7 protein-coding genes and 1 tRNA gene are annotated in these 12,185 nt (G+C 57.3%); 1 reads left to right on the top strand and 7 read right to left on the bottom strand.

The features are described 5' to 3' along the window. Positions 1 to 171 precede the first annotated feature (171 nt). The 3 genes from CH339_RS14515 to CH339_RS24725 all read right to left on the bottom strand — a co-directional run bounded on the left by CH339_RS14515 (position 172) and on the right by CH339_RS24725 (position 3,842). Positions 172 to 2,043 (bottom strand): hypothetical protein, encoded by a 1,872-nt coding sequence (locus CH339_RS14515; protein ID WP_111435079.1) that lies wholly within the window; start codon positions 2,041 to 2,043, stop codon positions 172 to 174. Continuing rightward, positions 2,040 to 3,227: a T6SS phospholipase effector Tle1-like catalytic domain-containing protein gene (locus CH339_RS14510; RefSeq protein WP_111435078.1), complete on the bottom strand. Its 1,188-nt coding sequence runs from the start codon at positions 3,225 to 3,227 to the stop codon at positions 2,040 to 2,042. The genes CH339_RS14515 and CH339_RS14510 overlap by 4 nt, the downstream gene beginning before the upstream one ends. 525 nt (positions 3,228 to 3,752) lie before the next feature. Then, positions 3,753 to 3,842 (bottom strand) — tRNA-Ser (locus tag CH339_RS24725). A gap of 120 nt (positions 3,843 to 3,962) precedes the next feature. On the opposite strand from CH339_RS24725, the gene CH339_RS14505 reads away from it, so the two are divergent. After that, positions 3,963 to 5,267 carry a site-specific integrase gene (locus CH339_RS14505; protein ID WP_111435083.1) on the top strand — a complete coding sequence of 435 codons (1,305 nt, stop codon included), beginning with the start codon at positions 3,963 to 3,965 and terminating at the stop codon, positions 5,265 to 5,267. A gap of 72 nt (positions 5,268 to 5,339) precedes the next feature. On the opposite strand, the gene CH339_RS14500 is transcribed toward CH339_RS14505, so the two are convergent. From CH339_RS14500 to CH339_RS14485, 4 genes are read right to left on the bottom strand one after another with little or no spacing between them, the layout of a single operon-like run. Continuing rightward, positions 5,340 to 6,200: an HNH endonuclease gene (locus CH339_RS14500; protein ID WP_111435077.1), complete on the bottom strand. Its 861-nt coding sequence runs from the start codon at positions 6,198 to 6,200 to the stop codon at positions 5,340 to 5,342. A 4-nt stretch (positions 6,201 to 6,204) separates the two neighbouring features. Further along, on the bottom strand, positions 6,205 to 7,767 hold the full coding sequence (locus CH339_RS14495) for an AAA family ATPase (protein WP_111435076.1): 1,563 nt from the start codon (positions 7,765 to 7,767) through the stop codon (positions 6,205 to 6,207). 52 nt (positions 7,768 to 7,819) lie between these two features. After that, positions 7,820 to 10,798: a TrlF family AAA-like ATPase gene (locus CH339_RS14490; protein WP_111435075.1), complete on the bottom strand. Its 2,979-nt coding sequence runs from the start codon at positions 10,796 to 10,798 to the stop codon at positions 7,820 to 7,822. 18 nt (positions 10,799 to 10,816) lie between these two features. Continuing rightward, entirely contained in the window at positions 10,817 to 12,073 is a 1,257-nt protein-coding gene (locus tag CH339_RS14485; RefSeq protein ID WP_111435074.1) for an ATP-binding protein, read from the bottom strand. Positions 12,074 to 12,185: the final 112 nt, after the last annotated feature.

Below are 12,185 nucleotides of genomic sequence, written 5' to 3'. Positions count from 1 at the left end.
CACTCTCCTCCTCAAGGAAAGTGAATCAGACAAAACCTCCGGTGGGAATCCCCTATCGATTCAGATCAATCGCAAGGCGCTTTAGTGCTTGCAAACTGCCATACCAAACAGAAAATAGATGGCCTATGGTCCGTCCGTGGCGCATGCTATCGAAAACCGAAGCACTGCCTCCTAACTGATGTCGCCGACCACAGAGAATTCGGCGCCAAGCCCGTTGCATTCCGCGCGGGCGGCGAGGAGGAGAGCATCAAGCTGCTTCAGCCGGCGCGCTATGTCGTTGTCTGCCCCATCTGCGATGCTTTGGCGAACTGCAGACAATTTTGATTGCAAGACACGAGGCTGAAATACGATCACCTTTTTCGAGTAGTTCGAACCGACCTCCTCGATGGCAGAGATCATTCCTTCTCGATCAGGTTGCCGTTCGCCATCGAGCCATACGGCTGAAGCGATCTGGTTCCCCGCCCCCTCCCTGAGCTTGTCGGCAATGTTCGTTCGATCGAGGTACCGAATATTCTTGACAGCTTGGCCTACTACCACCTCATAGTCTGTCACCGATATCCCGCGATTATCACTGTCGGACCCGCTGCCTTTGACGTGGATAAGAGACAGCTCCCGTTTGTCCGGGTCGTAATGAATGAAGTCAGCAGACTCCATTGAACCATCATCGCACGCCAACCATCCCACCGGAGCGTCATGGCCCTGAAGCTCGAACCATTTCTTGACCGTGTAACCGAACAATGAAGTGTCGCTCGCTTCGCCCATTCCTTCAACATCAAGCGTACGGTTATTGGGCCCAGTCAGGGGCTTCTCCGCCTTCACCTCAAATCCACCGAGGTCGACCCATTTCCAGTCCGTGAACTGCGCGTCGCGGAAACGTGTTTGGTAGAACGATCCGCGCGCAAAGGTATGGCTGCTGTCATAATATGCGGTGAGGAAGTCCGCCTTTCTACAGATTTTCTGGACTTCTTCGGACCGAAGCTCGTCATCGTTCCAGTCCAACACCTCGGTTTCCAGCAAGACCCCACCTTTGGGTCGATCGGCAAACCGGTAAGCGATCCTGCCGTAAGGAATATCGCCCCAACTGACCGACGCAGTGAAATCTGCGATATCGCCATCCGACGTAATCTCAAACCGCGCAGCGTCCTGAAACTCGTGGAGCCAGGCATCGTCTGCATCGTTCTGATAATCGCTGTACAAAACCTCCGGAACTATGATCGCGAGATCATACGGACTTTTGGCATCTCCAACGCTCTCCACCGGCTGCGCCAAAATCGGCAAAGCGGACCCGGTCCCCGCGTCCGCTTCCCCATCGGTCGCAGCGATCCGCCTAAGTAGCTTGTCCACGAACTCGGCAAAGGATTCCCAGTCCCGCGTCGGGCCGAGCCACACCCTGCTCTTGGTCGGGTTGCTGCCAACAATCTTGCTCCCGGGAATGCCGCCATCTTCATCGTAAGGAAACGCCGTGCGCACCGAACTGTAGAAATAGCTTTGGTCCTCAAGCGGATTTAGCGCCGATTCGAGTTCGAGGCCGGAGAGTATTTTCGAATCTGCTTTGGTCGTAGTCCTGCGGTGTGTTCCCGACAGCCATAACGTCTTTACCTCCCTGCCAACGAAGGCCGCGTTAACGTGGGCCGAGCCCAGCAGCTGAAGCGCAGACAGAACGCCATCTCCCGCCTCGATGACCCGGACAACCATGCGCTCGCGCATTCCATTGTCGGAGAACACCAAAGCAAAGTGATCGCCTTGTTGGGCGAAGAGAATGAAATGGTTGATGCAGTCTTCAAGCTCGTTGCCGTTATACCAGGAGGGACGTCGTCTTTCTTCGTATGCGACAAATCCAAATTCTGTGTCGGCATGTTGAGTCGTTAGCATTCCGTCGGTTGTCAGCTGCCGATCCAGGAACCCCGGCTTGTCTAGATCCTTCTCAGTAAAGCCATTCAATATGTCGATGAGGGCATTGCCTTTCTCAGCAAGCTCGCCGCCCTCGTGGTCAAACGCAGTCAGCGATACGTAGGGCGAGAGATGTTCGAACTCTATCGTCACAGGTCTTTGCACCCTTCTTCGATCGGGTCGCTCTGCACTGATTCCGGAAGATTGGCTGGCCAATAGCCCAGCCCAGCTTGACGGGCCCGAACCGACGCATGAATTTTTGCGCCGGACGGCACGTCCCGACGCTCAAAGAGCGGAAACGTGATCCCGAAAATCGACCATCGCCTGGAGTTCCTAGGTTTTCGACGCGGGATGAATTCAACAATCGACCATGCCGCTGTCATTGTATTGTGACTCTGTCCAAGAGGATCGGGGGCCACATATTTGGAATCCTTGCGCTTCCCATGAACGAGAGAATTGATACTTGCCGTGCTGAATAGCAGTCCACAGCTTCTCGCCTGATCGATCATCCAGACGAGGGCTACCTTACCGAGTTGGCTCTCCTTCTCGGGATATCCGCCACCGACATCGCCATGCCCGCCGGCAAACCAGACCTCTTCAACATCCTGCGGTACGGCAGCGTCACTATTGAACGGATTACCCCAATATTCTTGACCGGACGGCCAAAGCTGAGGTCGGAACATGGTACGCCGCTCGTCCAACGCCACGGCGTGGCTCACAGATTCCACGCTCGTGTTTCGGCTGGTGAATGCGTGGGACTTAAGCCGCAGACCGCTGGGACCGCTTTCGATGACCGAAGCTACCGTATCGAACAGGCCAAGCATTCGGATCGGTACGCGATCGGGTACAAGAATCCGCTCATACAGCCGTACCTCCTCAAACGCTTCCGCCTTCTCATTCTCGCCAACGCTTTTGTAAGCGCGGTAGGCATAATCCAGCAAATTGAGATTGCGCGGCGCCATCAGTCCGACCGCATGAATGAAGCCCGCCAAAACACGCGCGCTGTAGGCGCCACGACTAAATCCAAAAATGTAGATCTGATCGCGCTCGCCGTCTTCGCTGCTTTTTCCAGCATCATAATTTTCAACTATGAACCGATAGGCATCTTTGACGTTGCGATCGAGACCCCACCCGGTCGCGAGGCCCCAAATCTCATAGGCTTCACGCAAGAAGCGAGACCACGCACCATCGGCTCCGAGCGTTCCGACGCCGGGATCATAGTAAACAAGCTGACGATTGTCCTTCTTGAGCACGCCATAAAGACGCAGAACATTGGTGCGATCTTTACTGATCGAGTTGGACGTTCCATCCAACAGAATGACGATGTTCTTCGACATTCATCCTCCCTCGCGTCTCAATCATAATACAATGACGACCAGTATATTTCGAGAGCGCTATAGGATTAAGCGAGAACGGCAACGTAACGCCAGGGCGTAGTCGGGGCCTATCGCAGCGCTCGATCAAGCGCGACGGCCGGGAATCCTTTTGCGATCAATCTCTCTCGCAAGGCGGGCAATTTGCACATGCGGACTATTCGGTGCGACAGCGATTAAGGGCGGCTATCCGCTTAGGGCGGCTATCCGCTTACCCCATCCACAAACCGGACTGTCGGCAACCAGCCCCGTTAACGCCTTGAGTTCACTGCTGCCTATGAAGACAATGTTCCGTCCCCAAGATCTAGGCGATCAAATCGCGCAGCTTACTTGAATACGCGATATTTCACTCATCGAGATGCCAGAATGAGCACAAATTTCGCGCCCGGTTACCAGTGAAAAAGCAACGGGATGCTTCCGCGAACCAAGATTGAAGAGGCCGCGCACCAAGCGAATACTGATCTAAGATATTGAAATAATTTACGAAACTGGCGCACCCGAGAGGATTCGAACCTCTGACCTCTGCCTTCGGAGGGCAAAACTGCAAGGCATCCTAGAGTTCGCCATACTATCCGGTGCCTCTATAACATGCTGATTTTACAGCTATATCTTGACTGTTGTCAATTCCATGGATATCCTCCAATACGCTAGAACCTACCATCTCGTGGTGAGTTTTTGGTGAGTTTTTTGGAGGACGTCATGCCCAGATTGACGAAGACAGTGGTCGAGCGCGCCAAGCCCCGCGAAAAGCAGTTCACCATCTGGTGCAGTGACCTTAAGGGGTTCGGCGCATTCATCTTGCCAAGCGGAACCCGGACCTACTTCGTCGACTACCGGAACGCGCAGGACGTCCGCCGACGAATGTCGCTGGGACGGCACGGTGTCATCACCGCCGAACAAGCCCGTAAGCTGGCGATCGAAGCACTGGCTGATGTTTCGCGCGGAGAGGATCCTGCTGGTGAGCGTGTCACCCGCCGCAAGTCGCTTACCGTTCAGGAGCTGTGTGAGAATTACATGGATGCCGCCGAAAACGGACTGATCCTTGGCAAGGGAAACCGGCCAAAGAAGGAGAGCACCCTGTACGTCGACCGCGGGAGGATCGACCGCCACATCGTCCCTCTTCTCGGCTCCAAGCGCGTGATTGATGTCTCCAAGGCGGACATCAATAAGTTCTTGAGGGACGTGGCCACCGGCAAAACTGCAAAAGTCGCGAAGACAGATAAGCTGCGCGGGAAATCGATTGTCCGCGGAGGCAATGGCACGGCCGCTCGAACGACTGGACTGCTGGGCGGAATTTTCTCGTTTGCAGTTTCCGAAGGGCTGATTGAGACCAATCCCGTCCTGGGCGTGAAGCGGCCGGCGGACAACCGAAGAGAGCGCCGCTTGACCCCTGACGAATACCGGCAACTCGGGCGAGCGTTGTGTCAGGCATCTGCTGAAGGTGAGACCACGCAAGTCGTCGATGGCGCATGGTTGCTCGCACTCAGCGGTTGCCGATTGGGAGAAATCACCAATCTGAAATGGGACGAGGTTGATGAAGGCGGTGGCTGTCTCCGTTTGACGGACAGTAAGGAAGGCGCCTCCGTTCGCCCCATCGGCTTGGCGTTTCTGAACCATGTCCGGATGATCGACCGCGATGACGACTGCGACACCGTTCTAGCACCCGCACGCGGTGGGTCGTCGTTCGGTGGTATGCCTAACGGGTGGAGGCGCATTGCGAGACGCGCAAATTTGGAAGGCGTCACACCCCACACGTTGCGCCATTCTTACGCTTCTGTTGCCGGCGACCTCGGCTATTCAGAACCAACAATTGCCGCTTTGCTCGGTCACTCCGCCGGATCCGTCACCAGCCGCTATGTACACCACCTCGACGAGGTTCTAGTTGCTGCCGCAAATCGTGTCGCCGAAGAGATCTGCTCAACGATGACGTCCCCACAGCCGGAAACTTCAGCGCGGAAACGTAGCTCCAGCATGCTGCAGAGCGCGGACCAGGTTTCGGCCTGATCATTAAGGTGTAGCCGGTCCTGGCACCGTTGCTGCCCTGGCGCCCGCAGATTTTTTTGCGCCAAATCGACATCATTCATGCACCGGATGCGCATGAACCCGAACTGTCTCGAAACCACCGTCGCAGAAATCTTCGTTGTCAGCCATCGCTCGATACAGCTTCGCCAGCCAGTAGTTAGGGCCAAACACTTCCTCAAAATCCTCTGCGCCCTCTCTGAGTTTTTCCGCAACCCGTTCGGCATCTTCACCCAATCCATAAGCTCGGCGAAGTGCGGGGTACTGCCCTCCCAAATGCTCCAACCCCATCCTTCTGTAGCGATCCGCGAGGTTCAACTCGTTGAAGTGCGACTGCAAATGCTGGAATACTTGAAGCGCCATACCGGCAGGTCGGACGAGACGGTACGAAAGTACCAGTGCGTCTGCCTCCACCCTCACTCGCACCACCAAGAATCCCATGTCCGGGATCTGGTCATAGCAAGGATGCAGGAACATGCGCACGTTCGTTCCTTCGTCCAGAATTCGGTCTCGCTTGCGCGTGTTGCACACCGCACAACTCGGACAGAGATTCTTTGGGAAGACTGAGAACTCCGGAAATTGCTCCTTGGGCAAATAGTGATCCAGTGTCGACGACTCGCTGATCCCGCAGAATGGACAACGTGCGACGCTAATCCTCTTCAGAAGATCGCCGCGGAGCTGCGTCATCGGCTGGGTCTCCACCGTATATGCGTGACGCATCGCATCTTTCTGCAAATTGGTCATCTGGACTTCTGCCAAGCCGCCGACTTCCGGGACAGCAGCGTCATAGTCTTGGTAGGCGGAGAGCACCCTAGCGCGTACTGCCAACATACGTCGCCGTCGCGGCTGACGCTTGGCTGCGGCGATATCATCAAAAACGTCCGTCGCGTCGACGGCCAGCAGCGGAATCGAACGCATCCCGCTACTCCTCCATCTCATCGCGAATGCTCAATACGTAGGAGCGCGCCGCGAAACCAAGCTTGCGGCCGAAGGCTTCTTCAATCTCCTCGAGAGTGTTCCGGCGCGCCAATGCCCTCAGCGTCTCGTGCCAATCGGTCGAGCCATCACCGAGATTGAACACCTCCTGCGTTATGACGCCTATGTTCTCGGCAAACGTCTCCACACTCGGAGACACAACGCGGTTCTGGTCGGCTAACCTGCGAAGCACATGGACATACTTCGCCGGTGTTTCCTGCAAAACCACAGGCGAGTGAGTGGCAATGATCGCATAACCGTCGAAGGCTTCGAGGCAGTCACGCACACTCTTGAGGAACGCGGCGAGCAGCGGCGGATGAAGGTGGGTTTCTGGCTCGTCGATCAGTACCAGGGTTGGTTCCGACCCTGAGATATGCGCCGTGAGTTCGGTGACGATCTTGAGGACGACCTTGTGCCCACTGCTCAATCCGCGAAAGAGTTCCGCCAGGTCTTCCTCATCCCGATTGGCATAGAGCTGGGTCAAACCAATGCGTTGAAACGATGGGTCACGAAGGAGCGGTTTCAACACCTCCAACAGGTTCTCCAGCCGGTCGGCCTCGCGAACCCGCTTGAGTGCAGCTAAGAACTCCGCCTCGATTTCCGACGGCGTGCGCAACCGATAAGCCTGCTCGTCATCGGGTGCATCATCGTCCGATCGCTCGCGAAGGCCGCAATAGACGTAACCGAATATTTCTCCGCTGTCCTGGAGCCTCTCCTTCTCCTCCTCGGTGCCTCCCGGAATGACAAACGTGTCGAACGCGCTGTAGGACACCACAACCACTGTCTTGAATGGCGGCGCATTACCGACGAACCGGCCCGCTGTATCTTCAAGGACATCTTTCTTGCTACCATATCCAAAGCCGCTCGCGACGATAGCGAGGTTGGATAGTAGGCGGGTTTTACCTGTCCCATTGTATCCAATCAGCGCATTGATTCGATTGGGCAACCGGCCCCTGCGCTGAAAATCGAACTCGATCGTGAACGCGTTCGAATTGCGTGCCACTCGCGTTTTGAATTTGACCTTGAATCCTGCGCTTCGCCGTCTTGCTGGTAGCGCGTCTGCACGCAGCAATCGTGCAGCGTCGGCGATCGTACGCTTCGCCCCGCTAAAGCGTAGCAGCGAAACCTGATATGCTTCGCTATCCTCGACGCCAGCTTTTATCTCGTCGTCGAACGCGACGTCTCGAAGACCCCTCAAGTAGGGCTCAAAGACACCTCGTCCGAGCTTGTAGATCGTTTCATAGTAGTCGAGATCTGCGCCCAGTGACGCATGGCTCTCGGGCAGCTCACGAAAAGCGCGCTTGGGCATTTCGGTATAGCCACTGGAACGCCCCGTTTGAATAATCTTGATATTTCCAAGATCGTAGCTTTCATCTGCTGACAAGTGCAACGTGACTTGGAAAGTTGTTTTGTACCCGTAGTCGTCCCAGTTGTCCTGGACGAGCACAGCATGCGGATACCGATTGGTCGTCGGTGATTTTCCCGACCGGAACTCAACGACAAATCTCATTCGAATATCCCTGTAGCGGCCAATGTGTTCTTCGGTGTTTTGATCCGCCGATTCATCGTTCCAACCTCACTCGAAGGCGCCGCGCCCTTTCGCGGAAGGCGGCCTCGCCCCCTTCCAAGATGTCACACACCGATTTGCGGATTTCCGCGCTCTCCAGCCCACCCGACAAATAAGTTATCGGCGGGAGACCGCCCGAGGGGTGCGGACCAGCAGCCGCTACGATGATCTGGTCCGCATCGGTGTTGATGACGAGATTGGCATTATGGGTGACCATAATCACCTGCCGCTTTGCCTTAGCTGCAATGAATAGTGCCACCAACTCATCGAACACAGATTTGGGATCGAGATTTTCCTCAGGCTGGTCGATAATCAGCGGACGATCGTCTGAATCGTCGAGAGCGAGATAGAGCAGCAACAACACGATACCGCGTGTGCCGGGCGACAGCTTGCGAATGTCGACACCGTCATAGGCGATTTCGTAGCGAACCGTGATGTGGTCGGTGCCGAAGAGCCAATGGGCAAGCTGCTTCGACCAAGCTCGATACTCGGCTTGCTGCGTTGGCGCGTACGGCGCGTGCGAAAGCAAGTCCTTCAAGTACCTTGCCATAAATGCTGTCATAGCTGACTGCACTTCGACCGCCGAACCACTTTCCCAAGCCCGCTTCAACGCTTCTGTGGCGGCAGTGATCAGCGAACCTCGACCGTAGAACGGCCCGGCCTTGCGGCGGTCGAGAAGCTCTTCTTCGGCGATCGTGCCCCACGCTTGAACGTCGGCGATCCTGCGAACCGAGAAGCTCAGCTTCCTCAGTGTGCCCGATGATTCCGCCAGCCGCGCCATCAGCGGGGCGTAGAGTCCAGCAAGCGCGTCTTGTTCGTTGATGATCGCCTCGAATACGCGACCGTAAGTGTCATCGCGTTCGGTCTGAAGCTCCTTGCGGCGTGCCGCCGCACCCTGCGCATCGGTCAGCCTGGTCTCAAGCGTTTGAAGCGCAGAGTTCTCCTGCGCGATGCGGCCGGTCAGTGCGGTGTATTGATCGCGGACCAGCTTGTCGGCGCTGAACAGCGCTTCAAGGCGCGTCATTTCAGCGACGATCGGAGCGAGTGGCAAAGTCGAGAGATCAGCGGTATCGGCAATTAGCGGCGTATTCGGATCGCCGGGTGGCGGCGGTACGCCGTTGAATTTGCGGACCTCGCCATCGGCCCAGGCAATGTACGCCGCGAGACTCTTGTCGACGTCACCCTTGTAGATCAACAGGAACTCGTCCCACTGCTTGGCGTCAAGACCGCTGTTGTCGTGGCGCGCTTGTGCCTGGCGGAGCATTTCAGGAGCGCCCGTGGCGCGCATGCTGCGAACTTCGTCCTGTAAGGCAATGAAGGTACGGCGCTGATTGCCGTTCGCCTGTATCTTATTCCTAAGCTTCTGAGCTGCCTCACTGAGCTGGGTGTGCCTCGCGACCTGCGCTTCAGTACCTTTGACCACAAGCTTCGCACGGTCGGCCATATAGTCGGCGATCAGCTTCTTTTTCTGACCAACCTGCGTGGTGAGGGTGGAGACGAGACTCTCCTTCTCGAACTCAGAAGCGATGCGATCAGAGATGTCTGCAATCGCTTCCGCCTCGCGTTCGCGCGCTTGCTGGAAGCGAGAGGTCCGCTGGTTGCGCAGCTCCGCGAAGTCGAGTGCCCATTCGCGGTCGTCCTGCGAGTGGGATTCGAAAATCACACGTTCGATCTCGTCCACGAGGCCGTCGGACACGCCCGTGGACGAGCACAACTCTTCTACGAATTGCTGGGAGAGATACCGGGCACGCGGGAACGACATATGGCCGTTTGCATCGCTCCCATTGAGGGCGCGGGTGACCGCTGCGCCGCCGCCCCAAGTCAAGGTCGTCGTCGCGCTGCCGATCAGATTGCGCGCTCGTGCCAGAAAGGAGGGGCTTACGTTTTCATCAGCATCCCAGCCCGCCGGCGTGATCGCGTCGCATCCAGCAGCGATCACATCAGCCAGCGCTGTCTTGCCCGATCCCCGCGCACCGATGATCGCCACAAGTCCGGGGTTCAGGGGAACGTCTGGAGCGGTCGCCCAATCCGCATCGTCAATCCGAACGTGCGAGATAACCTGCGACGGCATCGCAGACCGCGGCGGCTGATCACCGACATAGGCGCGCCCGCCGGGATCGATGCAAGCTTGGCGGAGCGCATCAAATTCGAGTCCACCCTTGATCCATGAGAAGCGATCGCCGAATGGCGATGCCACATCCTCCAGTTTGTGCGCGTCGCTCCCATGCAGGCAGGGTTTGAGGCCCCCGTACTGGGTACGGATTTCATCGGGACCAAGGCTCTTCTGCCCCAGCCAGAATTCACGTTGCGCAGGACTGCCAGCAAAAATCACATGGGCGAAGCTCTCAATCTCACGCCGGATCGTTTGATCTGCGGCCTCGCGCACACCCGAGGTGCCATCCGTTGCACCGCCCGCGACAGCAATCAGGATGTTCTTCTTGGCCCATGCGCTTTCGGAGAACACCTCGCGAAGCTTCTGGAAATTGACCTTGAACTGGTTGACGCCATAGGCCAGCGCCGCCCGATCATCGGTAATGCTGGCATCAGCCTTCTTGCCGAGCCGGATGAGATCGGCCCGCGTACAATCGAAACGGTCCTGCATGACGTTGAACTGCAGACGCGACAGCAAACGCTGCAGCTCGTCGAGATGTTGGGGATCTTCCGGGCTGACGAACAGGTGGAGATTGACGAAGCCCCCTTTCGTCGTGGCGACGTCAAGCCGGAGTTCGACGTTCGGAAAGACCAGCTTGGCGCTAGGAAGCCGACCGGCGGCCTTGTGTCGCAACACCTCTTCGTACGTGTCTGTCACATAATAGTCGGTGACCGCGATTGCCTCGATGACTGGCGTGGCTCGCTCGAGCGCGGTCAGATAATCGTTCCACGCGCTTGGGCCACTGAATTGATTGTTCATGACCGTACCTGGCGCGTGAATATGCGGTTCCCATCTCCGCCATTCTGACCCTCTGTTGAGCATTGCTCCCCCTTCCGTCGATTATCTCGACTCAACTTTCTTGTTCGTCAGCGAATCTCCATTCCAAAGACTCGATAGCGGTGCTGCTGCCAGCTTGTCGCCGAACGGCACGACATCCGCGCTGTCGTAGAGGACGGTGCCGAACGCGAAACGGTCTCCGCAGGCTTCGGCCAAGGCGCGCAGTCCAGCGAAATCGCCGGACTTGACCGTGGCGCTCGCCTTGACCTCAATGCCGGCGATCATGCCGTCGTCACGTTCCAGCACGATGTCGACCTCGCGCATGTCCCTGTCCCGGAAGTGATGCGGCGTCAGACGCAGGTCCGAGGCCGTCATCAGCTTGAGCACTTCCGAGAAAACGAATGTTTCCAGCAGGGCGCCGAACGTCCCGCGATCTGCCTTCACCCGGTCGAAAGTCATTCCGCGCGCACTCGCCAGGACGCCGGAGTCGAGGAAATGCAGCTTCGGTGTCTTGACGATGCGCTTCAGCGCATTGGTGAACCAGGGCTGCAGCGTCGCGATCAAAAAGACCTGTTCGAGCAGCCCGACATAGCGCTGCCCCGTCTTGTGGCTGACATTGATGCTGGCCCCGAACTGCGAATAATTGACCAACTGGCCGGAGTGTTCGGCCAGCAGACGCACGAATTTCGGAAGCTCGGTCAGCTTCTCGACATCGGCGATGTCCCTCAGATCACGGGTGAGGATCGAGGTGAGATAGGACCGTGCCCAGTCCTGCCTTCGCCGCTCGCTCGCGCGGGCAATGGCCTCGGGAAAACCGCCAAGCAAGACGGCGCTGACGAGATCGTCACCAACGATTGCGTTGCTCTGATTGTGCAGGTCCCCTTCGAACAGGCGTTCCAGGAAGGTCGGCTTCTTGCCTTCGATCTCGGCCCTCGCCAGGGGCAGCATCTGGAGCGTTTCCATCCGGCCAGCGAGGCTGTCGGCGATACGCGGCAGGGTCAGGACGTTGGCCGAACCCGTGAGAAGAAATCGGCCGGGGCGGTAGTCCTCGTCGACTGTCTTCTTGATGGCGAGCAACAGGTCCGGGGCGCGCTGAATCTCGTCGATGATGGCAAGATCCAGTCCGCGGATAAACCCGGCCGGATCGGCCTGGGCGGCTTCCAGCACGGTCTGGTCATCCAGCGTGACATAGGTGCGGCCAGCTTCCCCCATCTTCTTGACCAGCGTCGTCTTGCCCGCCCGACGTGGCCCCACGATGAGAACCACGGGCGTATCCAGAAGGGCTTCCTCTGCCCGACGCTCTACAAACCGCTTGAACATCCAATCTCCGAGTCTCCGGCAATTGGAACTATTCATGTCGGCAGATTGGAAGTCAACGTCCCGCTAATTGGAACTGGCCACTCCGCAAGTTGGGAGGGGCTGAGACGGAAGA

The organism is Rhodobium orientis (assembly GCF_003258835.1).
Taxonomy (GTDB): domain Bacteria; phylum Pseudomonadota; class Alphaproteobacteria; order Rhizobiales; family Rhodobiaceae; genus Rhodobium; species Rhodobium orientis.
This window is presented reverse-complemented; position numbering and strand designations above follow the sequence as displayed.